28 protein-coding genes and 1 tRNA gene are annotated in these 25,911 nt (G+C 55.0%); 24 read left to right on the plus strand and 5 right to left on the minus strand.

Going from position 1 to position 25,911, the window contains the following annotated elements:
* Window positions 1-2 precede the first annotated feature (2 nt).
* From I2123_RS06510 to I2123_RS06585, 16 genes are read left to right on the plus strand one after another with little or no spacing between them, the layout of a single operon-like run.
* Window positions 3-767 (plus strand): lysophospholipid acyltransferase family protein, encoded by a 765-nt coding sequence (locus I2123_RS06510; RefSeq protein WP_112169107.1) that lies wholly within the window; start codon window positions 3-5, stop codon window positions 765-767.
* 3 nt (window positions 768-770) lie between these two features.
* On the plus strand, window positions 771-1,028 hold the full coding sequence (locus I2123_RS06515) for a phosphopantetheine-binding protein (RefSeq protein ID WP_112169109.1): 258 nt from the start codon (window positions 771-773) through the stop codon (window positions 1,026-1,028).
* Window positions 1,029-1,038: 10 nt separating this feature from the next.
* Window positions 1,039-1,293, plus strand: a complete 255-nt coding sequence (locus tag I2123_RS06520; protein WP_112169111.1) for an acyl carrier protein — start codon at window positions 1,039-1,041, stop codon at window positions 1,291-1,293.
* 5 nt (window positions 1,294-1,298) lie between these two features.
* Entirely contained in the window at window positions 1,299-1,877 is a 579-nt protein-coding gene (locus I2123_RS06525) for a COG4648 family protein (protein ID WP_244879885.1), read from the plus strand.
* Entirely contained in the window at window positions 1,844-3,214 is a 1,371-nt protein-coding gene (locus I2123_RS06530; protein ID WP_244879886.1) for an AMP-binding protein, read from the plus strand. Before I2123_RS06525 ends, I2123_RS06530 begins: the two co-directional genes overlap by 34 nt.
* Entirely contained in the window at window positions 3,211-3,555 is a 345-nt protein-coding gene (locus I2123_RS06535; protein WP_213052017.1) for an ApeI family dehydratase, read from the plus strand. The genes I2123_RS06530 and I2123_RS06535 overlap by 4 nt, the downstream gene beginning before the upstream one ends.
* On the plus strand, window positions 3,552-5,273 hold the full coding sequence (locus tag I2123_RS06540) for a glycosyltransferase family 2 protein (protein WP_112169115.1): 1,722 nt from the start codon (window positions 3,552-3,554) through the stop codon (window positions 5,271-5,273). Before I2123_RS06535 ends, I2123_RS06540 begins: the two co-directional genes overlap by 4 nt.
* 1 nt (window position 5,274) lies before the next feature.
* Complete coding sequence (locus I2123_RS06545; RefSeq protein ID WP_112169117.1) at window positions 5,275-5,718, plus strand: acyl-CoA thioesterase; 444 nt, start codon at window positions 5,275-5,277, stop codon at window positions 5,716-5,718.
* The gene (locus I2123_RS06550) at window positions 5,715-6,320 is read left to right on the plus strand and encodes a LolA family protein (RefSeq protein ID WP_112169119.1); all 606 of its coding nucleotides are present in this window, start codon (window positions 5,715-5,717) and stop codon (window positions 6,318-6,320) included. Before I2123_RS06545 ends, I2123_RS06550 begins: the two co-directional genes overlap by 4 nt.
* Entirely contained in the window at window positions 6,310-8,616 is a 2,307-nt protein-coding gene (locus tag I2123_RS06555) for an MMPL family transporter (RefSeq protein ID WP_213052018.1), read from the plus strand. Before I2123_RS06550 ends, I2123_RS06555 begins: the two co-directional genes overlap by 11 nt.
* The gene (locus I2123_RS06560; RefSeq protein ID WP_213052019.1) at window positions 8,613-9,188 is read left to right on the plus strand and encodes a DUF3261 domain-containing protein; all 576 of its coding nucleotides are present in this window, start codon (window positions 8,613-8,615) and stop codon (window positions 9,186-9,188) included. Before I2123_RS06555 ends, I2123_RS06560 begins: the two co-directional genes overlap by 4 nt.
* 1 nt (window position 9,189) lies before the next feature.
* Complete coding sequence (locus tag I2123_RS06565; RefSeq protein ID WP_213052020.1) at window positions 9,190-10,362, plus strand: beta-ketoacyl-[acyl-carrier-protein] synthase family protein; 1,173 nt, start codon at window positions 9,190-9,192, stop codon at window positions 10,360-10,362.
* Entirely contained in the window at window positions 10,359-10,838 is a 480-nt protein-coding gene (locus I2123_RS06570) for a hotdog family protein (RefSeq protein ID WP_213052021.1), read from the plus strand. The genes I2123_RS06565 and I2123_RS06570 overlap by 4 nt, the downstream gene beginning before the upstream one ends.
* Window positions 10,835-11,566, plus strand: a complete 732-nt coding sequence (locus I2123_RS06575) for a 3-ketoacyl-ACP reductase FabG2 (RefSeq protein ID WP_213052022.1) — start codon at window positions 10,835-10,837, stop codon at window positions 11,564-11,566. The genes I2123_RS06570 and I2123_RS06575 overlap by 4 nt, the downstream gene beginning before the upstream one ends.
* Window positions 11,563-12,792, plus strand: coding sequence for a beta-ketoacyl-ACP synthase (locus I2123_RS06580; RefSeq protein ID WP_213052023.1), 1,230 nt, complete (start codon window positions 11,563-11,565; stop codon window positions 12,790-12,792). Before I2123_RS06575 ends, I2123_RS06580 begins: the two co-directional genes overlap by 4 nt.
* A gap of 3 nt (window positions 12,793-12,795) precedes the next feature.
* The gene (locus I2123_RS06585; protein WP_213052024.1) at window positions 12,796-13,485 is read left to right on the plus strand and encodes a 4'-phosphopantetheinyl transferase superfamily protein; all 690 of its coding nucleotides are present in this window, start codon (window positions 12,796-12,798) and stop codon (window positions 13,483-13,485) included.
* A gap of 389 nt (window positions 13,486-13,874) precedes the next feature.
* On the opposite strand, the gene yafC is transcribed toward I2123_RS06585, so the two are convergent.
* Window positions 13,875-14,771, minus strand: coding sequence for a DNA-binding transcriptional regulator YafC (gene yafC, locus I2123_RS06590; RefSeq protein WP_213052025.1), 897 nt, complete (start codon window positions 14,769-14,771; stop codon window positions 13,875-13,877).
* A 107-nt stretch (window positions 14,772-14,878) separates the two neighbouring features.
* Between yafC and I2123_RS06595 the strand changes: the two genes are divergently transcribed.
* Window positions 14,879-16,054 (plus strand): MFS transporter, encoded by a 1,176-nt coding sequence (locus tag I2123_RS06595; RefSeq protein WP_213052026.1) that lies wholly within the window; start codon window positions 14,879-14,881, stop codon window positions 16,052-16,054.
* Window positions 16,055-16,243: 189 nt separating this feature from the next.
* Window positions 16,244-17,044, plus strand: coding sequence for an endonuclease/exonuclease/phosphatase family protein (locus tag I2123_RS06600; RefSeq protein ID WP_112169159.1), 801 nt, complete (start codon window positions 16,244-16,246; stop codon window positions 17,042-17,044).
* A 74-nt stretch (window positions 17,045-17,118) separates the two neighbouring features.
* Here I2123_RS06600 and mltD read toward each other — a convergent pair whose 3' ends face one another.
* On the minus strand, window positions 17,119-18,507 hold the full coding sequence (gene mltD / locus I2123_RS06605; protein WP_112169138.1) for a murein transglycosylase D: 1,389 nt from the start codon (window positions 18,505-18,507) through the stop codon (window positions 17,119-17,121).
* A 69-nt stretch (window positions 18,508-18,576) separates the two neighbouring features.
* Window positions 18,577-19,332, minus strand: a complete 756-nt coding sequence (gene gloB, locus I2123_RS06610) for a hydroxyacylglutathione hydrolase (protein ID WP_112169140.1) — start codon at window positions 19,330-19,332, stop codon at window positions 18,577-18,579.
* A gap of 43 nt (window positions 19,333-19,375) precedes the next feature.
* Here gloB and I2123_RS06615 point away from each other — a divergent pair, with 43 nt between their 5' ends.
* Window positions 19,376-20,101 (plus strand): class I SAM-dependent methyltransferase, encoded by a 726-nt coding sequence (locus I2123_RS06615; RefSeq protein ID WP_112169142.1) that lies wholly within the window; start codon window positions 19,376-19,378, stop codon window positions 20,099-20,101.
* Window positions 20,102-20,171: 70 nt separating this feature from the next.
* Here I2123_RS06615 and rnhA read toward each other — a convergent pair whose 3' ends face one another.
* Window positions 20,172-20,639, minus strand: a complete 468-nt coding sequence (gene rnhA / locus I2123_RS06620; protein ID WP_112169144.1) for a ribonuclease HI — start codon at window positions 20,637-20,639, stop codon at window positions 20,172-20,174.
* A 69-nt stretch (window positions 20,640-20,708) separates the two neighbouring features.
* Between rnhA and dnaQ the strand changes: the two genes are divergently transcribed.
* Both dnaQ and I2123_RS06630 read left to right on the plus strand, forming a co-directional pair.
* Window positions 20,709-21,440 carry a DNA polymerase III subunit epsilon gene (gene dnaQ, locus I2123_RS06625; protein ID WP_213052027.1) on the plus strand — a complete coding sequence of 244 codons (732 nt, stop codon included), beginning with the start codon at window positions 20,709-20,711 and terminating at the stop codon, window positions 21,438-21,440.
* Between the two features lie 140 nt (window positions 21,441-21,580).
* A tRNA-Asp gene (locus tag I2123_RS06630) sits at window positions 21,581-21,657 on the plus strand.
* A gap of 83 nt (window positions 21,658-21,740) precedes the next feature.
* Here the strand turns inward: I2123_RS06630 and I2123_RS06635 are convergent.
* The gene (locus I2123_RS06635; RefSeq protein ID WP_112169148.1) at window positions 21,741-23,243 is read right to left on the minus strand and encodes an NCS1 family nucleobase:cation symporter-1; all 1,503 of its coding nucleotides are present in this window, start codon (window positions 23,241-23,243) and stop codon (window positions 21,741-21,743) included.
* A 175-nt stretch (window positions 23,244-23,418) separates the two neighbouring features.
* On the opposite strand from I2123_RS06635, the gene I2123_RS06640 reads away from it, so the two are divergent.
* The 3 genes from I2123_RS06640 to puuE are packed head-to-tail and all read left to right on the plus strand — an operon-like array spanning window position 23,419 to window position 25,854.
* Window positions 23,419-24,153 carry a GntR family transcriptional regulator gene (locus I2123_RS06640; protein WP_213052028.1) on the plus strand — a complete coding sequence of 245 codons (735 nt, stop codon included), beginning with the start codon at window positions 23,419-23,421 and terminating at the stop codon, window positions 24,151-24,153.
* A complete protein-coding gene (locus I2123_RS06645) occupies window positions 24,153-24,911 on the plus strand; it encodes an aspartate/glutamate racemase family protein (RefSeq protein WP_213052029.1) in 759 nt (252 codons plus the stop codon). Before I2123_RS06640 ends, I2123_RS06645 begins: the two co-directional genes overlap by 1 nt.
* On the plus strand, window positions 24,904-25,854 hold the full coding sequence (gene puuE, locus I2123_RS06650; protein ID WP_213052030.1) for an allantoinase PuuE: 951 nt from the start codon (window positions 24,904-24,906) through the stop codon (window positions 25,852-25,854). Before I2123_RS06645 ends, puuE begins: the two co-directional genes overlap by 8 nt.
* Window positions 25,855-25,911: the final 57 nt, after the last annotated feature.

Raw genomic sequence — 25,911 nt, forward strand, 5'->3', positions numbered from 1 at the left:
GGATGTGGCGATGGGCTGCAACAGGCTTCTTTTTCGCGCTTTTCGGAATTGGCGGGCTGTTGCTATCAATCATATGGTTTAACCTGTTGCGGCTGATTGTCCGTCAGCCGGAGAGGTTGCACCGTATGACATTGAACAGTATTCGTAACAGTTTCCGTTTTTTCCTTGGTGGATTACGGATGTTTGGTGTGATGGATTATCGGTTTATCGGCGATGATAAGTTTGAGCAGGACGCCGGTTGTCTGGTCGTTGCAAACCACCCAAGCCTTCTCGACTATGTGATCCTCGCGTCGCGTATGCCACGCTGTGACTGCATTGTGAAGCAGGCTTTATTGCAGAACCCTTTTTTGCGCGGCGTTATTAAAGCAGCAGGATATTTGGTGAATGCAGGTTCGGATGCTTTGTTACTGGCGTGCGAGGCACGTTTGCAGGCGGGGGGAACGTTATTAATATTCCCCGAGGGAACGCGCTCTTTGCCCGGTCAGCCGATGACTCTACAACGTGGGGCCGCGAACATTGCGCTACGAGCGGGGAGCGATGTACGGATTGTGCATATCTCCTGTCATCCGCCCATGCTGACTAAGCATGGGAAATGGTATGAAATACCGCCCGTAAAACCTGAATTTGTCATTACGATTGCCGATAAAGTGAAAGTAATGGATTTTATGGATGACCATGACCTTTCGCTGGCCTTAGCAGCCAGACGTCTGACACAGCATTTACGCACAGAGTTGATGCGCAGTAATATTCAAGATAACGAGAAATAAGTCATGGATTCATTAAGTCACGAGATAAAAGAACTGATCATTACGACCCTCAATCTGGAGGGAATGACGCCGGATGAGATAGAGACAGAGGCGCCGCTTTTCGGTGATGGTTTGGGACTCGATTCTATTGATGCCCTTGAATTAGGTTTGGCTTTTAAAAAGCAATACGGCGTGACCCTTTCGGCAGAAAGCCAGGAAATGCGCCAGCATTTTTATTCTGTAGAAAGCCTCGCCCGGTTTATATCAGTGCAGCGTGGTTAAAGAGAGTCCTATGCAGAAGCAAGAAATTTACCAGCAGATTAGCGAGTTATTAATCAAGCTGTTTGAAGTGGATGAAAGTGATATCAAACCAGATGCAAAATTATATGAAGATCTGGAATTGGACAGCATTGATGCTGTCGATTTGGTTGTTCATTTGCAGAAAACCACCGGCAGAAAGATTAAGCCAGAAATGTTTAAGTCAGTGCGCACCGTTCAGGACGTCGTGGATGCCATTGATGAGTTACTTAACACGCCCGCTGAGTAACTGACGTGTCTAAGGCCCGGGACTCTGTCGCCTCAATTATCCGATGGGTAACTATCCTGGCGATAGTTGCCTATCCGATAGCGGTTTGGTGCGGATTGAAAACCTGGGGGATGGGTATTCTTACTCCGCTGCTTGGGAGCGTTTTTATTCTGCGTTTGCTGACCTTTCGCGGAAAGCTCAGCCAGCTGACTTTTTTTGGTAAAGCGATTGCGTTAGCGGGCATTGCGCTGGTGGCCATCAGCGTCTTGTTACGCGAAACCTCCCTGTTGTTGTATTACCCGGTCGCGGTGAATTTATTGCTGTTCATTTTATTTTTCAGTTCATTGCGTGCCCGGCAATCCATTGTGGAACGCCTTGCCCGGCTCAGTGAACCTGATTTACCGCCCGCAGGGGTAAGTTATACCCGACGCGTCACGCAAGTTTGGTGCATCTTCTTTGTGTTTAATGGTTCTCTGGCTTTATATACCTGCCTGAACGGCGATGTGGGTCTGTGGGCGCTTTATAACGGCGGGATCAGTTATCTGCTAATTGGCTTATTAATGGGTATTGAATGGACAGTCAGAAAGCGTCTGCAGCGGTCATGACGCTTCCAATGAATCAATGGCTAAGTACGCAAAGAGCTGATGATCATCTGGTCGCCTGGAGCGAAAGTCGTCAATGGCGACAGCGCGAATTCCGTCGTGATGTCTTGTCGCTTATCACGAAACTACAGGCCTTACCGTCGTTGCGCTGGGCGGTGTGTCTGGAAGATAACTATGCATTTGCCGTTACGCTGCTGGCGCTTCTCTACAGTAGTAAAACGCCGGTGTTGCCCGGCCATTTTCGTCAAGCCGTGCTGGCTGAACAGCGGGATGAATTCGACGCGCTGATCACCGATCTTCCACTTAAGCTAGATTGCCCGACGCTGTCATTTTCCTGCGAAACCGCTGACTCTTTTTCTTCTTCTTTGCCGGAATGGCCGCAGCACGCCTCGCTGATTTTATTTACCTCAGGCTCGACTGGAAAACCGCAAAAAATCACTAAACCGGTAGCTTGCCTGGAACGCGAAAGTCAGTGGCTCGCCACACTTTGGGGCGAAGATCTTGAAGGGGCGTATTTCGCCGCCACCGTTGCCCCACATCACATGTATGGCCTGACATTCGCCTTTATGCTGCCGCTGTCTCTCGGCCTGCCTTTTTATACGAAAAGCATCGAATATCACGAACAGTTGCAGGCGCTTGCCTGCGCCCATCCTTTAGTACTTACCAGCAGCCCGGCATTTCTCACACGGCTGGATCCCTCACTGGAAACTGCAAAGTTGCGGCAAATCTTTTCGGCAGGCGGACCCCTGACGCGCGACGCCGCTGTATTGGCTAAAGCCACCTGCGGTTCGGTTCCCGTAGAAATCTATGGCACCACCGAGACCGGGGTGATTGCGCATCGCTTGCCGGATGTACCCTGGACGCTGTTCGACGATATACATTTTAGCCACCGCGCTGACGGCACTCTGAGCCTGCTGTCTCCGCTGATCCCGCAAACAGAGGGTATCATCCTCAGTGATGAGGTCGATACCCTGCCAGATCAGCGACAATTCCACCTGCTTGGCCGTAAAGATCGGGTAGTGAAGATCGCTGAGCAACGGATTTCGTTAAATGAGATTGAACAGCGGTTGTGTGGACTGGCTTTGGTATCCGAAGCCTGCACATTGACGCTCGAAAAGCAGGGACGGGTCTGCGTTGCTGCCGTGCTTGTTCTGACCGCAGCCGGTGAAGAGCAGCGGCGCGAGCTGGGACACAACCCGTTTATCGGCACGCTGCGCCAGATGCTGCGCACCTGGCTTTCACCGGTTTCCATCCCGCGTTACTGGCGCATTGTTCCGGCTATCCCTCTTAACCAACAAGGCAAACTCCCTGCGGCTGAATTACAGGAAATGTTTTTATGATGATGCCTGACGTGCTGAGCCAGCAAAAAATCAGCGACACCAGCCTGAGCCTTCAACTGCAGCTCTCAGCAGATTTATTCTGGTTCCGTGGCCATTTTCCGTCTTCGCCGATTTTGCCCGGCGTCACGCAGGTAAACTGGGTGATGGATTATGCCAGCGCGTTTCTCGGGCTGGATAAGGTTTTTTACGGTATGGACGTAGTGAAATTTCAGCGTCCATTACTGCCCGGTCAAATCGTCAATGTGCAAATCGACTGGCTGAAAGAAAAACATCGGCTGGTTTTCCGTTACAGTCTCGGCGACGCGGTCGCCAGCAGCGGGAAAATTATCCTATGTCCATGAACCAACAAGATGAATTTTCTCCCTGCCTGATTATTCCCTGTTACAACCACGGGGCCATGATGGCAGATGTGCTGGAACGTCTCCGGCCTTTCGATTTGCCCTGTCTGGTGGTGGATGACGGCAGTGATGCGGCGACCGCCGATGAACTGGAACGTCTGTCCGCGATAACACCCTGGATGAGCCTGACGCGTTTGCCGTCGAATCAGGGCAAGGGCGGGGCGGTGATGGCCGCGTTACAGCTGGCCGCTGAGAAAGGTTTTACGCATGCCATCCAGGTCGATGCGGACGGTCAGCATCAGCTGTCAGACGTGCCCGCGATGTTGGAAGAAGCCCGTCAACATCCGGATAGTCTGATCTCCGGCCAGCCGGTATATGACGACAGCGTGCCCAAATCGCGGCTGTATGGTCGTTACGTCACCCATTTCTGGGTGTGGGTGGAAACTCTGTCTTTCTCGATCAGAGACAGCATGTGCGGGTTTCGTGTTTATCCTCTGAAGCCATGTCTGGCGCTGATGGCGAAACACCGTCTGGGGCTGCGGATGGATTTCGATACGGAAATTATGGTGCGCCTTTACTGGCAGGGAACACGCAGCCGCTTCCTGCCGACGCGGGTGACTTATCCCGCCGATGGCGTTTCGCATTTTGATGCGGTGAAAGACAACATTAAGATCTCCTGGATGCACACCCGGCTGTTTTTTGGCATGCTGCCGCGCATACCGTTTTTACTGCGTCAGCGGCAAAGTTCGCAGAACAACGAACATTGGTCTGCGACGCCGGAACGTCAGGGATTGTGGGGCATCCGTCTGATGCTCAACGTTTATCGCTTGCTTGGCTATCGCGCTTTTCGCGTACTGCTTTACCCGGTGATCGGCTACTTCTGGCTGACCGGCCGCACTCAGCGCACGGCCTCCGCCCGCTATCTCGACCGCATTCGCGAAACAGCTGCACAGCGTAATATCACGCTGCCTTATCCGCTCAGCACCTTCCGGCATTTCATGCGATTTGGTGAATCAATGCTGAGTAAACTGGCGAGCTGGCAGGGCGATAACACCCTGACCGATGCGGTGCTGGTGCATCCTGAAATTTGCGAAGCGCATATTGCCTCCGGTCGCGGCACGCTGATCCTGGCCTCTCATCTGGGCGATATCGAATCCTGCCGCGCGATAGGCGCACTTAATTATCAGATAACCGTTAATGCACTGGTTTTCACCGATAATGCCGAACGCTTTAATCAGGTGATGAAAGAGATCAACCCGCAGGCGCTGGTGAATCTGATTCAGGTGAGCAAGATGGGGCCGGATACCGCCATCCTTTTGCAGGAAAAGCTCGATGCCGGAGAATGGGTGGCGATTGTCGGCGACCGTACGTCTGCCAGTTCGCACCAGCGGGGCGATCATTCCCGCGTCATCTGGAGTGATTTTCTGGGTAAGCCGGCCGCCTTTGCGCAAGGGCCTTTTATTCTGGCCGCCGCATTGCGTGCGCCGGTCATGCTGATATTTGGCATCATGCAGCAACAGCGTCTGCATATTTATTGTGAGTCTTTTGCCGACCCGCTTATCCTTCCGCGAGCTCATCGTCTGCCGGCATTGCAGGAGGCGGTTGACTGCTTCGCTGCACGTCTGGAGCATTACAGCCTGCTTGCGCCTCATGACTGGTTCAATTTTTATGATTTCTGGCAGCATCCCGCGGATGATGCCTCTGACAGGAAACCTGACTGATATGACGTCCAAACTTGATCCCCGTTTTAACGAGCCGCGTTTTTCCACCCGTGTTGAAATCACCGTGCCTTTTCATGACGCCGATGCGATGGGCGTCGTCTGGCACGGTAATTATTTCCGTTATCTGGAAATTGCCCGCGAACAGTTGCTGAAACAGTTCGACTACGGTTACCGCCAGATGCAGGCCTCTGGCTACGTCTGGCCGATTGTCGACACGCGCCTGAAATACATCGCGCCGGTGTTATTTGAACAACGCATTGAAGTCCGCGCGCAGCTGGAAGAGATCGAAAATCGTTTGCGGATCGGCTATCAGATCTTTGATATCGAAACGGGTAAACGCACGACAACCGGTTACACCTTGCAGGTGGCGGTGGATGCGCAAACTAAAGAGATGTGTTTCGTCTCCCCGCAGGTTTTGTTCGATAAAACGGGAGTCAGCCTGTGAGATCGCTTTTGCTTATTCTGCTAACCCTTTTTAGCATCACCGCTCAGGCGGTCACGCTGGAAGATTTGCAACAGCGTTTCAGCCAGGTGCCGGTTTTGCGCACCGAATTTGCCCAGCAGCGGACGATCAGCGGGATGGCGCAGCCGCTGAACTCCAGCGGGAATCTGATTATCGCCCAGCAGCAGGGGTTGTGGTGGCAGCAGGATAAACCTTTCAGCCTGACCTTATTACTGACCGAGAGTCGCATGGTGCAAATCATGGCCGGACAGGATCCGCAGGTCGTTACGGCGGACACCAACCCGCAGATGTTCCAGTTCAACTCGCTGCTCAGTGCGCTTTTTCATGCCGACCGTCGCGTGCTGGAGCAAAACTTCACGCTCGGCTTTACTGACCTTGGAAAGGGCGCATGGACGCTAATTCTGACCCCGAAAGTCTCGCCTCTTAACCGCCTGTTCCGCAGCATCCAGCTACATGGGGAAACGTTCCTGAACAATATTGATATCAATGATATGCAGGGCGACGCGACGCACATCCGCTTCTTCAATCAGACAACGTCGCCAGCCACGCTGACCGATGAAGAGAAACGCCATTTTGCGTCCTGATCTTCATCGCCGCGCGGCACAAGGCTGGCTGCTGATTATTGCGCTGCTGATGGCGGCGTTGTTCTGGCTATTGCCACGCAGCCAGATCAACAGCAGCGTGCTGGCGCTTTTACCGCAGCAGCAGGGAGAAAATATTCCACATGCCATTTCTGATGGCTTTACGCAGCGCCTCGATCGCCAGCTGATGTGGCTGGTCAGCCCGCCGCCGGAGGCGGGCGTTGCACCGCTCAACGACTGGCTGAAACAGCTGCGGGCTCTGCCTGAACTGAGTCAGGTCGAAGGGCCGATGGATACGCAGCACCAGCAGGAATGGGGCAAATTCTTCTATCAGCACCGCAACGCTTTGCTCGACGATGCCACCCGCCAGCGCTTAACGACGGGCGCGCAAGCGCAAAGCCAGTGGATCCTTGGTCAGGTGTATTCCGCGTTTGCTGGTGTCAGCGGGAAAGAACTGGCCAACGATCCGCTGTTGCTGGTCCGTGCCTCGCAGATGGCGCAGCAGCAAAACAGTGGCGGCATGACGCTCGATCAAGGCTGGCTGATGGCCCGCGACAAACAGGGGCGCAGCTGGTATTTGCTGCATGGCGAACTGAAAGCCTCGTCGTACGACATCACCACCGGCAAGAAAACCGTTGCCAGCCTGAATGCGGTAAAGCAGGCTTTTGAAGCCCGCTGGCCGGGGGCGAAAGTGCTGGCGCGCGGCACGATTTTTTACAGCAACTACGCCAGCCAGCAGGCTGAACACGATCTTTCCACCATCGGCGTGGCGTCGGTTGTCGGTGTCTTCCTGCTGATCTTACTGATGTTCCGCTCGATCCTGCCCATGCTGCTCAGCCTGCTTTCCATCGCGATTGGTGCGCTCGCAGGCACGGTCTTTACGCTGGGTGTGTTTGGCGAAATCCACGTGATGACGCTGGTGCTCAGTACCAGCATCGTCGGAATTTCTGCCGACTATACGCTGTACTTCCTCACTGAGCGGCGAGTCCACGGTGAAAACACTACGCCGCTGGAAAGCCTGAAAAAGCTGTTTCCGGCGTTATCGATGGCGCTGCTGACCACGGTGGCCGCTTATCTGATGCTGTTGATTGCACCCTTCCCCGGCCTGCAACAGCTGGCGGTGTTTGCCGCTGCCGGGCTGAGCGCCGCCTGTATTACCGTGATGTGCTGGTATCCCTATTTGTCGAAACGTCTGCCAGTTGGCCCGACGCCGGGGCTGGCGCTGATCTTCCGCTGGCTTCTGGCGTGGCGTAGCCGCAACGCGGTGCGCATCGGTCTGCCGTTGGCCATTTTCCTGCTGGCGGCAGGCGGAATGGCACAACTAAAAGTGAATGATGATATTGCCGATTTGCAATCCCTGCCCGCCGCGTTACAGCAGCAGGAACAGCAAATTGCCGCGCTGACCGGTCAGACCAACGATCAGAAATGGCTGGTAGTGTACGGCGATAACGCGGAGCAAACGCTGCAACGCCTCGAAGCGTTAAGGCCGAAACTGGCGAAGGCCAAAGCCGATGGCGTGATCGACGGCTACCGGATGATCGGGCTGCCGTCGCAGGCGCAACAGAATCGTGATTTAACACTGCTCAGACAGCGCGCGCCACAGGTTGTGACACAGTTACAACAGGCGGGTGTCAGTGTATCGACGCCCGATCTCAGCCCGCAAACTCTGGATCCCCGGATGTGGTTTAACAGCGTCGTCAGTCAGGGGTGGCGCCTGTTATGGCTTTCCCTGCCCGATGGCCGCAGCGCCACATTAATCCCGGTGAACGGCGTACAAGACAGCGCCGCGATGGGCGCACTGGCGGCGTCGACGGCGGGTACTGGTTGGATCGACCGCAAAACCGAATTCAGCAGTCTCTTTTCCCAGTACCGCGTCTATCTGACCTGGCTACTCGGTCTGGCGGTGGCGGTGATCGCCGCGATTTATCTCTGGCGCTTTCGCCTGCCACACGGGCTGATTTGTCTGGTGCCAACCGTTCTTTCGCTGGCCATGGGCGTCGCGGCGCTGGGCTACAGCGGCCACAGTCTTAATTTGTTTTCGTTGCTGGCGCTGATTCTGGTGCTGGGGATTGGCATCAATTACACGCTGTTCTTCACCAATCCGCGCGGGACGCCGACCACATCGATGTTTGCGATTTTTATGGCCGTCGTGACCACATTGCTGACCTTTGGGATGCTGGTCTTCAGCGCCACGCAGGCGATCAGCAGTTTCGGTATCGTGCTGAGTTTTGGCATTCTGACTGCCTTCCTGCTTTCGCCGCTGACCCTGCCGGTTAAAAAAAGAGGACGTAAAAAATGACCCGATTCACTTTCCCGGCACTGGCTTTTCTGATGCTGGCTCTCAGCGGCTGTGCGACTCCTCCTCCCGCACAGACGCTGCCGCAGGCCTGGCTGAAACCCGGCGTGCAGGTGAAATTACCGTCGCCGCAGCTGGCAACACCGGTGAATCAACAGCAGCTGCTGACCGCCACCGTGAAGGGCAAACAGCAGTCGTTACTGGTTCTGCTAAACGCCGATGGAAAATCATTGCAGCTGGCGGGTCTCTCCCCGCTTGGGATCCGCCTGTTCAAAGTGGTCTACGATCAACAGGGGATCCACACCGAACAGGCGATAAAGATTGACGGTTTACCTCCAGCAAATCAGGTTCTGGCCGATATTATGTTCAGCTACTGGCCGGCAGAAAGCTGGCAACCGCTGTTGCCGTCAGGCTGGCAACTGAAAGATGAACCGCTGCGCCGTACGTTATTGGATAACCACGGCAATACGATCACACGCATCGATTACCTGCCGAAGGGCAGCACGCGTCAGCCCGTGTCTATTGCCCAGAAGGCTTTTCACTACCAGATAACCATCCAGAATGTCGGTGACTAACATGATTTACTTTTCGGCCGTGGGCATGGTGAATGCGCTGGGCAATGACGTTGCGCAGATTGCACAAAGCCTTACGACGGGCAGTTCGCCGGGTATGACTTTGCAGGAAGGCTGGCTGACGGAAGACCGTCCGATCTGGCTCGGCGCGGTCACCGCCGATCTGCCCGCGATCCCGGCCGATCTCCTGTCGCACCGCAGCCGTAACAATCAGCTTTTACTGGCCGCGCTGGCGCAGATCGAAACACAAATCCAGGCGGCGATCGCGCAGTACGGTAAAGATCGCGTTGCGGTGATCATGGGTACCAGTACGTCTGGGATTGCCGAGGGTGAAGAGGCCGTGCGCTATTTTCATCAGCACGGTGAATTCTCACAGGGTTATGATTATCCCCAACAGGAGCTCGGCGATCCTTCGCAGTTTATGGCTGAGTTTTTGGATCTGAGCGGACCGGCTTACACGCTTTCTACGGCGTGCTCGTCCAGCGCGCGGGCCATCATCAGCGGAAAGCGGCTGATCGAATCCGGGCTGGTGGATGCGGCCATCGTCGGCGGCGCAGACAGCCTGTGCCGGATGCCGATCAACGGCTTTAACAGTCTCGAATCCTTGTCGCACGGGCGATGTACACCGTTCGGGCAAAACCGCGACGGCATTAATATTGGGGAAGCCGCTGCGCTTATCCTGCTGACCAGGGAACCGGCGGATGTGGCGCTGCTGGGAGTGGGCGAATCCTCCGATGCGTGGCACATGTCTGCGCCGCATCCGGAAGGGCTGGGGGCTGAGCGTGCGATCAACATGGCGCTGAATATGGCCGGACTGAATGCGGATGACGTCGGTTATATCAACGCCCACGGCACCGCGACGCCGCTTAATGAGCAGGTGGAAGCCGCCGTCATCCATCGTTTGTTCAGTGACCGCACGCCGTGCAGTTCGACCAAACATCTCACCGGCCACACGCTGGGAGCGGCGGGCGCGACTGAGGCGGCGCTGAGCTGGCTTATCATTACGCATAATCTTAGTCTGCCGCAACAGGATTTTGCGCTGACGCCGCGGGATGCAAGCCTGCCGGACATCTGGCTGGCAGAAGCCGGAGAGCCGCTCATCAAACCGGTTATCCTGTCCAACTCCTTCGCCTTTGGCGGGAACAATGCCAGCATTCTGATCGGGAGGCCGTCATGAGCACTCAACACGCTGCGCAATTCTTGCCTCATGCCGCGCCGATGGTGCTGCTGGAAACCGTGATTGAAGTCACCGCTGAAACCGCACGGTGCAGCGTGAACGTTTCGAAAGACAGCGTGCTGGCGCCGTTTCTCAATGCGCAGGGCGCGCTGCCTGCCTGGTACGCTCTCGAACTTATTGCACAGACGATAGGCGTTTGGAGTGGCTGGCATGGCGCGCACTCCGGCGAATCGCCGCAGTTAGGCATGCTGCTCGGCGGGCGCGGGCTGAAATGCACTGTGCCCGAATTTGCGGCGGGCAGTGAATTAGTGATCGACGTATCCATGGTATTACGCGATGAAAAAATCGCGAGCTTTGAAGGTGTTATCAGTATTAAGGGCGAACAAGACAACCTACAGGTTGCCAAAGGACGGCTGAATACGTATCAGCCAGACAAGGATGAAATAATAAAATTAACTCAGGGGATGCAGGAATGACGCGTTCAGTATTAGTCACCGGCGCCAGCAAAGGGATCGGCAAAGCCATTGCCATTCAGCTGGCGAAAGACGGTTTTTTGGTAGCGATTCACTACCACAGCGATAAAACAGGCGCCGAAAGTACCTTGCAACAGATCGTCGAATCCGGCGGTGAGGGGCGCATTGTGCAGTTTGACATCAGTCACCGCGCGCAGTGCCGCGAGGTTATTGAGGCGGACATCGAGGCTCACGGCGCGTATTACGGCGTGGTAAATAATGCGGGCATCACCCGTGATGCGGCGTTTCCGGCGCTGACTGACGAAGACTGGGACGGCGTGATCCATACCAATCTCGACAGCTTCTACAACGTTTTACACCCCTGCGTAATGCCGATGATAGGCCTGCGTCAGGGCGGTCGTATTATCGCGCTTTCCTCGGTTTCAGGTATCACCGGCAACCGCGGACAGGTCAATTACAGCGCGGCCAAAGCGGGCATTATCGGTGCCTGCAAAGCGCTGTCGCTGGAGCTGGCGAAACGCAAAATTACCGTCAACTGCATCGCTCCAGGGCTGATTGATACCGGCATGCTCGACATGGAAAAACCGGCGCTCGACGCCGCCATGAGCATGATCCCGCTTAAGCGTATGGGCAGCGCCGCGGAAGTTGCGGGGCTGGCCAGCTATCTGATGTCGGACATCGCCGGTTACGTTACCCGTCAGGTGATTTCCATCAACGGAGGCATGGTATGACGCATCGTGTGGTGGTCACCGGGATGAAAGGGATTACGGCGTTTGGCAACCACTGGGCCGACGTCAGTGCTCGCCTGCTACAGGGCCGCAATGCTGTTCGCCACATGGACGAATGGCTGATTTATCAGGGGCTGAATACGCATCTCGGCGCACCGGTCGATGATTTTGTGGTGCCTGCGCATTACACGCGAAAACGCATCCGCTCGATGGGGCGCGTTTCGCTGCTTTCCACCCGCGCGGTCGAACTGGCGCTGGAACAGGCCGGTTTGCTTGATGACCCGATCCTGACCGACGGCGAAACCGGCATTGCGTTTGGCTCGTCCACCGGCAGCACCGGGCCGGTCAGCGAATTCGCGACCATGCTGACGGAAAAGCATACCAACAACATCACCGGCACGACGTATGTGCAGATGATGCCGCACACCACGGCGGTGAACGCCGGTTTGTTCTTCGGCCTGAAAGGGCGGGTGATCCCGACGTCCAGCGCCTGCACTTCGGGCAGTCAGGCCATCGGCTACGCCTATGAAGCCATCAAACACGGTTACCAGACCGTAATGGTGGCAGGCGGCGCAGAAGAGCTGTGTCCGTCGGAAGCGGCTGTCTTCGATACCTTATTCGCCACCAGCCAGCAGAACGATCATCCTGAACGCTCACCGCGTCCGTTTGATGCACAGCGAGATGGTCTGGTGATTGGTGAAGGCGCAGGCGCACTGATCCTCGAATCTCTCGAACATGCACAGGCGCGCGGTGCGACGATTTATGCCGAAATTGTCGGGTTTACCACTAACTGCGACGCAGCACATATTACGCAGCCACAGCAATCGACCATGCAAATTTGTATCGAAAAATCGCTGAAAAACGCCGGTATTCCGGCGGCTGAGATCGGTTATATCAGTGCACACGGCACGGCAACCGATCGCGGGGATATCGCAGAAAGTCAGGCAACGGCGGCGGTATTTGGCGACAAAACGCCAATTTCATCGCTGAAAAGTTACTTTGGCCATACGCTTGGCGCCTGTGGTGCGCTGGAAGCCTGGATGTCGCTGGAAATGATGCGTGAAGACCGGTTTGTACCGACTATCAACCTGACGCAGCCGGATCCGCTGTGCGGCGAACTCGATTACATCATGAGCGAGTCGCGGCATATTCAGACTGAATTTATTCAGTCGAATAACTTTGCCTTCGGCGGCATTAACACGTCGCTGGTTTTCCGCCGCTGGCCGTAACGGATGAATACTGCGCGTCTGGTTACCGCCTCGCTGGATGACCGCTTTTCGCTGTCACGCTTGCCTGATGATCTTATCGTTCAAGGTGAAGGCATGAACTCCGCCCGCCGCCAGCAATGGCTGGCGGGCAGGGCGTTGCTGGCCGAAGCGATATTCACTTTCACAGGGTGCGAAATGCTGCCTGCGATGCAAATTTCGCCGCAGGGCAAACCGTATTTTGTCGATCCTTCTTTACCTTCTTTTTCCCTCAGTCACAGTAAAAACTGCCTGCAGCTGGTGCTCTGCGCCGCCGGGGAAACCGGTTGTGATGTCGAGCAAATGCGCCCGCGTCCGCGCTATCTGGATATCGCACAGGCTGCTTTCAGTGACACCGAATTTCAATGGCTGCTCGGGCAGGCTAGCCCGCAGACGGCATTCTGGCAGCTATGGTGCCTGCGTGAGGCGTGGCTCAAACAGCAGGGCGGCAGCGTCTGGCAGATGGACCGGATCCGCCTCGACCCCGCCGCCGGGAAATTTACTACTCAACCTGACACCGACAGCCGGTTATGGTGTGGGGTCAGAGGCGCGGTGATGACCGCAGTCGCCGTTTCGGAAGGAGTGATGGCACCGGAGGAATATGGGTTTGATGTGGGATCGGGATTGCTTATTTCTCAGACTCAGCGCGTCTGGACGCAATTTGATATTGCGCGTTGAGCGCTCAGGGGAGCGGGAATGTTTCGGTTTCTCACTTGCAGTGATCACTTTGCTTTTCGTGCCGAAACCGACCAAGAGAGGGAAGTGCTTTCCCTCTCTTGGATCTCTCCCCGCTATTTCAAACACGCGCTGTCGCTGGAACGATGGACGTGTTCTGTGACTTCCACGTGTGGCGCAAAACCCTGCCGCTGCGCGGTTCCCTCTCTCGGTCCTGAAGCCACAGGTCTTCAGGCCGCTCCGTTCGGCAGGTTTTTTTGATCGCGCCATCTCACCATTTTTTGCAAAGGGTTTAGTGTTGGTTTTTACGAATGATCTGAGCGGGTGAACTTGTGGCAATAGCAGAACTGCCTGAAAGCCCACCATTGCCCGGCACTCGCAATCAAGTACGATTACTTATCAGTTTTAGCGAGCTTTTCGCTCAGAAAATCAATAAAACACCGGATCCTGGTACTCACCGTCTGGTCGCTGTAATACACCGCATGCAGCGGCATCGCAATCCGCATAACCTCCGGCACCAGTAATTTCACTAAATCCCCGCGCTGTACATCCTCTTCGGTCATAAAATCCGACAGACAGGCGATGCCGTTACCCTCCAGGCACAGCCTGCGCAGTGTCTCGCCGCTGCCGGAGCTGATAAACGGCGCGATGGTCAGCTGCTGCCCGTCGGTGCACAGCAGCGGCCATTTGTTCAACGCCAGCACCTCGTTAAAGCCCAGACAACGATGCTTTAGCAACTCATCCACGCTCTGTGGCGTTCCCCACTTTTTCAGGTAGGCGGGCGAGGCGAGTACGCTGCGGTAGCTCAGCATCAGTTTGCGGGCCCGCAGGCTCGAATCCTCGAGTTCGCCGACGCGGATCGCGACATCCACTTTGTGGTCGATCAGATTGATATTGCTCTCTGAAGAAAACAGCGCCAGCGACATTTTCGGGAAACGTTCAATAAATTCAGCTACCAGCGGCGTGATGACGTGCAGGATGACCGGCGTCGCGGCATCGACGCGCAACAATCCCTGCGGATCATCGCGGTTCTCCAGCAAATCATCTTCGGCGGCGGCCATGTCATGCAGGATTTTTTGCACGCGGACGAAATACCGCTCGCCTTCGTGTGTCAGGCTGATCTGACGCGTGGTGCGGTTGAGCAAGGTGATGCCGAGCTTTTGTTCAAGACGTTTCAGCGTCCGGCTGACCACGGAATTATCCTGCCCCAGTTGTTCTGCTGCGCGGCTGAAACTGCCGCTTTCCACCACGGTGACAAAGGTCAACAACTCTTCAGAACTGGCTCGCATTGTTGTTACTCCAGCATAAATAATTTGATACTTTGGCTATTTCTGTCATTTAAGCACAAGCCCATAATCGCCGCCATCGAATCGAAATTCATTGTGGAGTAAAGGTTATGCCGCTTGCACTATTAGCACTGACCATCAGTGCGTTTGCTATAGGAACGACTGAGTTTGTTATCGTCGGGCTGATCCCGACTATCGCGCAGCAACTGGGCGTCTCCGTGCCATCCGCCGGTTTGCTGGTTTCCATTTACGCCATCGGCGTGGCGATTGGCGCACCGGTGCTGACCGCGCTCACTGGCCGCGTACCGCGCAAAGCTCTGCTGATCGGCCTGATGGTGCTGTTCACGCTCGGCAACCTGATGGCGTGGCAGTCTCCGAATTACAACACGCTGGTGATGGCGCGGTTGCTGACCGGACTGGCGCACGGCGTGTTCTTCTCAATTGGCGCGACCATCGCCACCAGTCTGGTGCCGAAAGAAAAAGCCGCGTCGGCGATTGCGCTGATGTTTGGCGGCCTGACCGTCGCACTGGTCACCGGCGTGCCGCTCGGGACATTTATCGGCCAGCATTTTGGCTGGCGCGAAACTTTTCTCGCAGTATCGATGATTGGCGTGATTGCGATTATTGCCAGCGCGATGCTGGTGCCCAGTAACATCAAGAACAAACCGGCAGCGCGTATTGCCGAACAGCTAAAAGTGCTGATGAATCCACGCCTGCTGCTGATATATGCGGTCACTGCACTCGGCTACGGCGGCGTGTTCACCACCTTCACATATTTAGCGCCGATGATGCAGGAGCAGGCCGGGTTCTCGGCAGGCATGGTGAGCTGGATCCTGCTGGCGTATGGGATTTCTGTCGCCATCGGCAATATCTGGGGAGGTAAACTGGCGGACCGCCACGGGGCAGTAAAAGCCCTGACGATCATCTTTACTGCGCTGGCCCTGATATTACTGGTTTTCCAGTTCACCTCCGGTTTCGGCATTCCGGCGTTGATCACGGTGATGGTGATGGGCATCTTCGCCTTCGCTAACGTGCCGGGATTACAGGTTTACGTGGTGCAGAAAGCCGAAGAGGTCACACCAAACGCCGTGGACGTGGCCTCGGGGCTGAATATCGCCGCGTTTAACATTGGTATCGCATTAGGTTCGGTGATCGGCGGGCAAGTGGTGTCAACGCTTGGGCTGGTGCAAACGCCGTGGATTGGCGCGGTCATTGTGCTCGGCGCATTGCTGCTCATCCGCCTGAGCGGATATTTAGATAAAAAGGGGAAACCGGCACTCGCCTGATCTGTCTATGTTAAGCGTTATCACGGCTCGCCTCTGGCGGGCCGTTTTTTTATGCTAGCCTGTAGATATGGACAAGTTGTATACCAGTGTAAACAGATTTGGCCTGAGCTTTTGCGGGCGTATACTGAACTTTCGCTGAGAGAACGTCTCTCACATAGCATCAATAAAATGGGTGAACAGGCGATTAGCGTGCGAAAAAAAACATATGCAATGAGGTATGTCGCAGGTCAGCCCGCTGAGCAAATCTTTCCGGGAGCCCTCGCACACTTGGGGCCGGATTTGCCGCCGGGCGCGGCGCTGCCCAACTCGAATATTTTGCACGTCATGGTGTGGAATATCTTCAAACAACAGCGTGCTGACTGGCTGTCAGTACTGCGGGATTTTGGCAAAGATGCCCAACTGGTGTTACTTCAGGAGGCGCAAACTACGCCGGAACTGATCCGCTACGCCACGTCCAATTATCTGGCCGCCGATCAGGTGCCTGCGTTCATGCTGCCTCAGCATCCCTCTGGCGTGATGACGCTGTCTGCGGCACATCCGGTCTACTGCTGCCCGTTGCGTGAGCGTGAGCCACTCCTGAGGCTCGCTAAATCGGCACTCGTCACCGTGTATCCGCTGCTAGACGGTCGTTTACTGATGGTTGTGAACATTCACGCGGTGAATTTCAGTCTGGGTATCGACGTTTACAGCAAGCAGCTCGAGCCGATTGGCGAACAGATCGCTAACCATAAAGGGCCGGTTATCATGGCGGGGGATTTCAACGCCTGGAGCAAGCAGCGTATTAACGCGCTGTTCGGCTTTGCGGGGAATATTCATCTGGAGGAAGTGCGTTTCCCTGCCGATTACCGTAAACGCGCCTTTGGCAGGCCGCTGGATTTCATCTTCTATCGCGACCTAAGCGTCACTAACGCCTCGGTGATGGAAACCCGCGCCTCAGACCATAACCCGCTGCGGGTGGAGTTTCTGGCCGGTACACCGTTAATTCAGTAACCGCATCCTGCAAAAAAAAAGCATAAAAAAAAGCACCCGGAATGTTCAGGGTGCTTTTTTATGGTCGGAACCTGTCAGGTCTCCGGGCTCATTTTGTTGCTAACAAACAGCGTTAGCTTTTTACCCGGCTGCAGGTTGTCCGCTGTCGCGTTCCAGCGCATCACATCTTTAATGTTGACGCCGTGACGCTTGGCAATGCTCGACAACGAATCGCCTTTACGTACCTGATACGTGATGCTGCCACCGTTCACACTGGTATTACTGACGCTGTTATCCGCCACCTGCAGTGTTTGCCCAACTTTTAACGCGCCTGCTGAGCGCAAATTGTTCCAACGCTGTAGATCACGAGACTTCACATTCAGCCGGGCTGCAATACTGGACAAGCTGTCGCCGGAGCGAACCTTGTACTGTTTTGCACCTGACGGAGTGTTGCTGGCCAGTTGAGTTTTCTGCACTGCGGCGATATCGCCATCAGCCAGAGAATCTTTTAACTGGTTGGCATGCGCCATCGGCAGAACAATGTAATGCGGGCCATTCGGCGCGGTTACATTCTGCTTGTAGCCAGTGTTAAACGACTTAAGCTTGGTCAGGGACATACCAGCCATTTCCGCCGCTTGTGTCAATTGCATCTGCTGTCCGATTTCAACACGCGCCAGTGCGCGGTCTTCACTCGGTTTCGGCAAACGAATTCCATACTTCTTGTTATTTTTTAACAAATCGCTAAGCGCCAGCATCTTAGGGATGTAAATCGTCGTTTCACGAGGAAGCGACAGTGACCAAAAATCAGTCGGGAGTCCCTTTGCTTTATTCGCTTTAACCGCTTGCATCACGCGACCTTCACCACTGTTATACGCAGCCACTGTCAGTAACCAGTCACCACCAAACATCTTGTTCAGGCGTTGTAACATATCAAGCGCAGCAGTTGTCGAAGCCACAACATCGCGGCGTCCGTCATACCACTGGTTTTGTTTCAAACCATAGTTCCGACCCGTCTCTGGCACAATTTGCCACAACCCGGCAGCGTTAGCTGACGAAGTTGCTCTGGGGTCAAAAGCGCTCTCCACTATGGGTAGCAGTACCAGTTCCATCGGCATATTACGTTTCTTAATCTGCTCGGTGATCCAGTACATGTACGGCTCTGCCCGTAATGTTACATCGTGGAGATAGCTCTTCTGCTTTAAATATTTAACTCTTTGCTCGCGGATCCGGGGGTTATCCGGAACCTTCATCTTCAGCTCGTCGCCAATGAAGTTCCACAAATTTTGCTGAGAGGCGGCGTCGTTTCCATTCAACCATCCCCCAGAGGCCGCTCGGCCATCACCTGTGAACTGTCTTGCTTCTTCACTTTGACTTGCTGAAGACAAACTCTGCGCATATTGCTCGGGTTCTTGCGCGCCCTGCCTGGACGCCTGGCAACCCGTAAGCAACATGGAGGCGATTATTAGGATCGCATATGCCTTCATGTGTGTGTCATAGTTGCTTAAAAGACGAGCGATAATACTTTGCTTGCGCGAAAAACACAACCTTTGGGTTTAAAAGCTGTCTTTGAGAGCCCTTAAATGGGCAAAAACACCCCAGGCAGGTTTTAACGGATCGTTAAGGTTTAATTTGTTTTGTAAATCAACATCATCACAACGTAAAAACACGTTAATTTTACGCTCAAGACCGAGGGTTGAAGGCAGGGAAGATTGCCCCTTTTCACGCATTTGTTGCACTTTGTGCTCATGAGAATGAATATCATCATCGTCGGGTAAAACCGACCGCGCAAACTTAAGGTTTGAGAGAGTATATTCATGTGCAGCGCAGACTAATGTTTCATCAGGCAGTGCAGCTAACCGTTGAAACGACTGGTACATTTGCTCGGGTGTTCCTTCGAACAAACGGCCACAGCCGGCGGAAAACATCGTGTCTCCGCAGAACAGATAAGGGGCGCTATAGTATGAAATGTGACCTAAGGTGTGTCCTGGCGTAGCAAAGATCTGCCATTCCAGACCGCCGATTTCCATTTTTTCGCCATTTTTAAGACTAATCTGACAAAATTTATCCTCAGTTTCGTGAGGTCCGTACACTTTTACAGCAGGAAAGTGGCTGCAAATCTCGTTTACGCCATCTACATGGTCATGATGATGATGGGTCAGCAAGATGGCCGTGGGGGTTAAATTCTTCAATTTCAGCGCGGCTAATACCGGTGCAGCTTCGCCCGGATCAACGATCAGACAATGCCCTTGCTGGTCATCGAGCAACCAAATGTAATTGTCCTGTAACGCAGGAATACTGATAAGATTCATGGCAACCTCTCTTTGGCAACTGCTTGAAAGAAGATAATAAAATATGCGACCAGCCCGCGCCCGTAAGAACATTGTTGCTCCGGCTTCATGGGATGAAATCCCGTGCGGCGACTACTACCGTGCCGCGCTTGAGCAACAACTGCAACCCTGGTGGGGGAAACTGTACGGTTTTCACCTGCTGAAAATCGGCGCATTAAGTGCCGAACTCAACGCCGAAGCCTGTCCTATTTCGCATCAGGTGAATTTTGCCTCGCAGGGTGAAGGGCTGCATGTCAGGGGTGATCCCTATTATTTACCGTTTGCCGCGAAATCCGTGGATGCCTGCCTGCTCAGCCATACGTTGGCCTATGCCGAAGACCCTCATCGCATTCTGCGTGAAGTGGATCGGGTACTTATCGATGACGGCTGGATAGTGCTGAGCAACTTTAATCCGCTGAGTCTGTTGGGGCTTGGCAAGCTGATGCCATTTTTTCGCAAACGTCAGCCCTACACCAGCCGCCTGTTTACTCAGATGCGTCTGCTCGACTGGCTTTCATTATTAAATTACGAAGTGATGGTTCACCGGCGCTTTCATGTGCTGCCGTGGAAAAAGAACGGTGGGAAACTGCTAAGCACGCATTTGCCCGCGCTGGGCTGTATGACGCTGATCATCGCCCGCAAGCGCACCTTCCCGCTGACGCCAACCGCCAAAAAGGTGCCTGCGCACAAGCAGAAAATCCCGCAGGCCGTCGGTGCGACCCGGAATTATCGAAAAGATCATCGGGACTAAATAAGGCAGGCGTTAACGAGCGGGCTGAGATCAGATGAGGCGAAACGCAGAATGAGCGGCGCGCAGCCGCTTACTTCTCTGCCTGATACCCGACATCTTCCAGCGTCGGATTGCCCGCCGCTTCTTTTGCCAGTACGTCACAGCGTTCGTTTTCCGGGTGACCGGCATGGCCTTTTACCCACATCCAGTTCAGCTGATGCGTCTGAATGGCAGCGTCGAGACGCTTCCACAAATCGACGTTTTTCACCGGCTTCTTATCTGCTGTTTTCCAGCCGCGCTTTTTCCAGTTGTGGATCCAGGTGGTAATCCCCTGGCGCACATACTGGCTGTCGGTGCTGAGCGTCACTTCACACGGCGTGGAAAGCGCTTCGAGCGCCACAATGGCCGCCATCATTTCCATGCGGTTATTGGTGGTCAGCCGGAAACCGGCGCTGAACTCTTTTTCGTGTTGCTTGTAGCGTAAAATCGCACCGAAACCGCCGGGCCCGGGATTGCCCAGGCAGGAGCCGTCGGTGAAAATTTCTACCTGTTTGGTCATCTCTGGTAGACTCTTCCATCAAATGTAAAAGCCAAGTCTGACATAAACGAGCGCTGCGAGCACTGCAATATGATTTCTTCTCCTACCAGACAGATTGTTCTCGATACCGAAACCACCGGTATGAACAAACTCGGCGTCCATTACGAAGGACACCGGATTATTGAAATCGGTGCCGTTGAGGTGGTAAACCGCCGCCTGACCGGCCGCAATTTCCACGTTTATCTCAAACCCGATCGTCTGATCGATCCCGAAGCCTTCGGCGTTCACGGTATCAGTGACGAATTCCTGGCGGATAAGCCGACGTTTGCCGACATCGCCGACGATTTTATTGAGTATATTCGCGGCGGCGAACTCGTCATTCATAACGCGACGTTCGATATCGGCTTTATGGATTACGAATTCGACATGCTCGGACGTGATCTGCCGAAAACGGAGACATTCTGTAAGATTACCGACAGTCTGGCGATGGCGCGTAAGCTGTTTCCCGGCAAGCGTAATAACCTCGATGCGCTAAGCGATCGCTACCTGATTGATAACAGCAAACGAACGCTGCACGGCGCACTGCTTGACTCCGAAATTCTGGCTGAAGTTTATCTGATGATGACCGGCGGCCAGACCAGCATCAAGTTCACCCACGAGGGTGAGCAAAATACGGGTGCTGACGGGCAGGGGATCCAGCGGATTAAACGCCCGGCGTCGGGGCTGAAAGTGATTAACGCCAGCGAGCAGGAGCTGACGTGGCATGAAGAGCGTCTGGATTTGGTGGTGAAAAAGGGCGGCAGTTGCCTCTGGCGTTCCTGAGCCCTCATTTTCAGGTCGTTGCACTTAAAATACGCAGGATGCAGAAAAACTGTGCAGTCGGTTGAAAACGAGAGGAAAAGCATTGACGCGATGGCGCTGATTCCTTAATATCCGCTCCGTTCTTAACCAGAACAAAACGCGGAGCGGTAGTTCAGTTGGTTAGAATACCTGCCTGTCACGCAGGGGGTCGCGGGTTCGAGCCCCGTCCGTTCCGCCACTATTCAGAAGCCCTGAGTGAGAAATCACTCAGGGCTTCGTCGTTTCTGCCGTCCTGGCAATGTTCCTTCCTTACCGGTCTTATTATTCCGCTTCGGTTTTCAGGTAGCCCATCTCGCCGCTGGTCACGCGATCGTTGCGGGCGATAAAGCGATAACAGCCGCCGGAAAGCAACGCGCCAATAAACCAGCTGAAGTTCGCCACCTGATGCAGGCTCGGCGTAAAGCTGATGAGCAGACCAATCACCACGGCAGGCACCAGCGCGGCGATGGCTTTCGGGTTAAATCCGTTGCGGTACCAGTAACGGCCCGACGGCGTGGCGTTGAACAGCGCATCGACATCCATCTGGCCGCGTTTGATCAGGTAATAATCCACCAGCAAAATCCCGAACAGCGGCCCGATGAATGCGCCCAGTACGTCCAGCGTGTAGTGGATGAGTTCTGGTGACTGGAACAGGTTCCACGGTGTCAGCAATACGGAACCGACAGCAGCGATCATCCCGCCGGTGCGGAAGCTGATTTTCTGCGGTGAGCAGTTAGAAAAGTCGAAGGCCGGTGACACAAAGTTCGCGACGATGTTAATGCCGATGGTGGCGATAATCATCGTCAGCAAGCCCAGAGCCACGGCAACGCTGTTACCCACGCGGCTGACGGTTTCGATGGGATCGGTGATCATCTGGCCGAACAGAGATTGTGTACCAGAGACGATCACCACGGTCACAATGGAGAACAGCAGGAAGTTAAACGGCAGACCCCAGCGGTTACCGCGACGGATTTCACTCATGCTTTTGCCGTAGCGTGAGAAGTCGCCGAAGTTCAGCAGCGGGCCGGAGAAGTAGGAGACGACCAGCGCGGTGGCGGTCAGCATTTCCCAGCCCTGCTGGCCAACGGTCAGCGTTTTGGTGGAAAGCGTGAACGAGATATTGCTCAGGCCAGTTTTATACAGGATCCAACCCGCGAGCATCAGCATCACGACATACACCGCCGGGCCTGCCACATCGATGAAGCGTTTGATGGCGCTCATCCCGTGCCAGAACACCATCGCCTGCAATACCCACATAATGCCGAAACAGATCCAGCCCAGCGCCGACAGACCCAGCCAGTGCGGCACGGTCAAAGGCGTGATCGACGGAAAGAATTTGAGCAACACCAGCATCAGTGCGCTGGCCGCCAGATAGGTCTGAATGCCGTACCAGGCGAACGCAATCAGTCCGCGAATGACCGCCGGAATGTTCGCGCCAAACACGCCGAATGCCTGACGGCAAATCACGGCGTAGGGCACACCGGCCTGCTGGCTCGGCTTCGCGACCAGGTTTGCACAAATCTGCACGATACAAATCCCGCATAACAGACACAGCAACACCTGCCAGCTGGTCAGGCCGAGCGTGAAGAAACTCGCTGCGACGACATATCCGCCCATGCTGTGCACATCAGACATCCAGAAAGAAAAGATATTGTACCAGCTCCAGTTTTGATGACGCGTTGGCGCTAAATCATCATTACACAGGCGCGGGCTGTAATAAGGCTTGATGATCCCGGCGCTCTGTTCAGAGGACGCCGTGGCGGAGGTGATCTCCTGATTTGGCATAAATCGTGCTCCTGTCATAAACAACATGTGAAAGTCGGAAGCCGGATCCCGGCTGCCAAAAGATGAAAGCAGTCACAGGAGCACTGCACGAATCAGGCCAAATTTCACTTTTTGTATACAAAAAAACTATTTCATGTATACGATTAATACACGAACGGTATACGGAGTAACGGCAATGACCAGTTGGAACGGGCTGAATACGGCCTATTTTACCGAGGATAAGGACGACCACATTTATAACGCGCTGGTGAAATCGATTGTCGAACACCAGCTGTTACCTGGCAGCAAATTGCCGGAAGAAGCGCTGGCGGAGGTATTTTCCGTGAGCCGCACCGGCATCCGACGTGTGTTGCAACGCCTTGCCGCAGTGCAACTGGTGACGATCTTGCCCAAGCGTGGTGCGCACGTGACGACGCCGGATGCGGAAGAATCCCGCGACGTGTTCGCCACCCGAAAAATTCTTGAATGCGCCAATCTGCCGCTGGTGATCGCCCGCTGTCAGTCCACGCATCTGGTGGCAATGAAAAAACTGGTGCAGGAAGAAAAGCGCGCCCACGAAGCGCGCGACGGTGCGGCCGCGATCCGTCTTTCTGCTGCTTTCCACGTTCAGCTTCAGGCCATTTCCGGCAATAGAGTCCTGACCGAATCGGTCTCTCAGCTGACGTTACGATCCTCCCTGGCGATCGCCGCCTGGGGCGCGCCGTGGCAGCAGGGCTGTCGTTGTCATGATCATGACGATCTTCTCGATCTGCTGAAAAAGCGCGATATCGCCGCGCTGACCGAAAGCATGGCGCATCATTTCGACAGCATCGTCGCCAGCCTGCGTTTCGAGCAGAACAACGGACAGATGCCGGATTTCGCACAGATCTTTGCCTCCCAACGGGCGGTTAACGCACAGGAGAAATGCTGATGTCGCGTGCGCTTTGTATACAACTTATCAACCCGAACACCAGCCGTGCGATGACTGAAGTGATGGCACAAACCGCGCGCTTGGTCGCGGCGCGGGATACACAAATTATGGCGGTGTGCCCGCAAGAAGGCGCGCCGTCGATAGAAGGGCATTTTGATGAGGCTATCGCGACGCTGGGCGTTTTACAGCAGGTGAAAGCCGGGCGTGATGCGGGCGTGGACGGCCATATTATCGCCTGTTTCGGTGACCCCGGTTTGCTGGCCGCGCGCGAGCTGGCGCGCGGTCCGGTGATTGGCATCGCGGAAGCGGCGATGCATCTGGCAACGATGCTCGCGACGCGTTTTTCTATCGTCACCACGTTGCCGCGCACGCTGACCATCGCCCGTCATTTGTTACATCAGTACGGTTTCGAGCGTCACTGCGCGGCGCTGCACGCCATCGATCTGCCGGTGTTATCGCTGGAAGACGGCAGCGGGCTGGCGCAGCAGAAAGTGCGTGAGCAATGTATCGCGGCGAAAAAAACCGACGGCAGCGGGGCTATCGTGCTCGGTTGCGGTGGTATGGCCGATCTGGCGCAGGAGCTGACGCTGGAGCTGAATATTCCGGTGATCGACGGCGTCAGCGCCGCCGTCAAAATGGTGGAGTCGCTGGCGGCGTTGCGCCTGACGACCAGTAAACACGGCGATCTGGATTACCCGCTGGAAAAACCCTTGTCTGGCCGTTTTGCCGGACTGAATCTGAGAGATCATTATGTCTGAGTCTGATTATGGTTTTACCCAAGCATACCCGCGTGACCTGATCGGCTACGCCGGGCGCCCGCCGCATGCCAACTGGCCCGGCAACGCCCGCATCGCGGTGCAGTTTGTCCTTAATTACGAAGAGGGCGCGGAGAATAACGTCCTGCACGGCGACGCCGGTTCCGAACAATTTCTTTCAGACATCATTGGCGCGGCCAGTTTCCCTGACCGGCATATGTCGATGGATTCGCTGTACGAATATGGCTCCCGCGCCGGGTTCTGGCGCATCCACAATGAATTCCAGAAACGCGGCCTGCCGCTGACGGTCTTCGGCGTCGCGATGGCACTGGCGCGCAACCCTGAAATCGTCAACGCGATCAAAGCGGCAGATTACGACGTTGTCAGCCACGGCTGGCGCTGGATCCACTATCAGGACATGAGCAAAGCCGAAGAGGCTGAGCACATGGAAAAAGCCATCACCGTGCTGCGTGACTTATTCGGCAAAGCGCCGCTCGGCTGGTATACCGGCCGCGACAGCCCGAATACCCGGCAGCTGGTCGCGCAGTCGGGCGGTTTCCAGTACGACAGCGATTACTACGGCGATGACCTGCCTTTCTGGACACCGGTCAAACTGGATTCCGGCGAAATCAAACAGCATCTGGTGATCCCGTACACGCTGGAAACTAACGATATGCGGTTTGCCTCCCCGCAGGGGTTCAACACCGGCGAGCAGTTTTATACCTATCTGAAAGACACGTTCGATGTGTTGTATGAAGAGGGGGAAACCTCTGCGAAGATGATGTCGATTGGGATGCACTGCCGGATACTTGGCCGTCCGGGACGGTTTCGCGCATTACAGCGGTTTCTCGATTACGTTGAATCACATGAGCGTGTTTGGGTGTGTAAGCGGCAGGAAATCGCCGACCACTGGGAGAGGGAGCATCCGGCTTCGGCAAAAGGATAAGGTCAAGACCTTGGGTTGCCACCCAAGCCGGCCTCAAGGGGGGTCTGTCGCCACCCC

Origin of the sequence: Rahnella inusitata, from assembly GCF_018288855.1 — a bacterium.
Taxonomy (GTDB): Bacteria; Pseudomonadota; Gammaproteobacteria; order Enterobacterales; family Enterobacteriaceae; genus Rahnella; species Rahnella inusitata.

Coding starts and splice junctions, on each gene's coding strand:
- I2123_RS06615 (WP_112169142.1), top strand. CDS start 19,376: ATGCGACCAGCCCGCGCCCGTAAGAACATTGTTGCTCCGGCTTCATGG.
- I2123_RS06530 (WP_244879886.1), top strand. CDS start 1,844: ATGGACAGTCAGAAAGCGTCTGCAGCGGTCATGACGCTTCCAATGAAT.
- I2123_RS06540 (WP_112169115.1), top strand. CDS start 3,552: ATGAACCAACAAGATGAATTTTCTCCCTGCCTGATTATTCCCTGTTAC.
- yafC (WP_213052025.1), bottom strand. CDS start 14,771: ATGCGAGCCAGTTCTGAAGAGTTGTTGACCTTTGTCACCGTGGTGGAA.
- I2123_RS06535 (WP_213052017.1), top strand. CDS start 3,211: ATGATGATGCCTGACGTGCTGAGCCAGCAAAAAATCAGCGACACCAGC.
- I2123_RS06570 (WP_213052021.1), top strand. CDS start 10,359: ATGAGCACTCAACACGCTGCGCAATTCTTGCCTCATGCCGCGCCGATG.
- I2123_RS06560 (WP_213052019.1), top strand. CDS start 8,613: ATGACCCGATTCACTTTCCCGGCACTGGCTTTTCTGATGCTGGCTCTC.
- I2123_RS06515 (WP_112169109.1), top strand. CDS start 771: ATGGATTCATTAAGTCACGAGATAAAAGAACTGATCATTACGACCCTC.
- mltD (WP_112169138.1), bottom strand. CDS start 18,507: ATGAAGGCATATGCGATCCTAATAATCGCCTCCATGTTGCTTACGGGT.
- I2123_RS06520 (WP_112169111.1), top strand. CDS start 1,039: ATGCAGAAGCAAGAAATTTACCAGCAGATTAGCGAGTTATTAATCAAG.
- I2123_RS06640 (WP_213052028.1), top strand. CDS start 23,419: ATGACCAGTTGGAACGGGCTGAATACGGCCTATTTTACCGAGGATAAG.
- I2123_RS06580 (WP_213052023.1), top strand. CDS start 11,563: ATGACGCATCGTGTGGTGGTCACCGGGATGAAAGGGATTACGGCGTTT.
- I2123_RS06595 (WP_213052026.1), top strand. CDS start 14,879: ATGCCGCTTGCACTATTAGCACTGACCATCAGTGCGTTTGCTATAGGA.
- I2123_RS06585 (WP_213052024.1), top strand. CDS start 12,796: ATGAATACTGCGCGTCTGGTTACCGCCTCGCTGGATGACCGCTTTTCG.
- I2123_RS06645 (WP_213052029.1), top strand. CDS start 24,153: ATGTCGCGTGCGCTTTGTATACAACTTATCAACCCGAACACCAGCCGT.
- I2123_RS06545 (WP_112169117.1), top strand. CDS start 5,275: ATGACGTCCAAACTTGATCCCCGTTTTAACGAGCCGCGTTTTTCCACC.
- I2123_RS06635 (WP_112169148.1), bottom strand. CDS start 23,243: ATGCCAAATCAGGAGATCACCTCCGCCACGGCGTCCTCTGAACAGAGC.
- I2123_RS06510 (WP_112169107.1), top strand. CDS start 3: ATGTGGCGATGGGCTGCAACAGGCTTCTTTTTCGCGCTTTTCGGAATT.
- dnaQ (WP_213052027.1), top strand. CDS start 20,709: ATGATTTCTTCTCCTACCAGACAGATTGTTCTCGATACCGAAACCACC.
- puuE (WP_213052030.1), top strand. CDS start 24,904: ATGTCTGAGTCTGATTATGGTTTTACCCAAGCATACCCGCGTGACCTG.
- rnhA (WP_112169144.1), bottom strand. CDS start 20,639: ATGACCAAACAGGTAGAAATTTTCACCGACGGCTCCTGCCTGGGCAAT.
- I2123_RS06565 (WP_213052020.1), top strand. CDS start 9,190: ATGATTTACTTTTCGGCCGTGGGCATGGTGAATGCGCTGGGCAATGAC.
- gloB (WP_112169140.1), bottom strand. CDS start 19,332: ATGAATCTTATCAGTATTCCTGCGTTACAGGACAATTACATTTGGTTG.
- I2123_RS06575 (WP_213052022.1), top strand. CDS start 10,835: ATGACGCGTTCAGTATTAGTCACCGGCGCCAGCAAAGGGATCGGCAAA.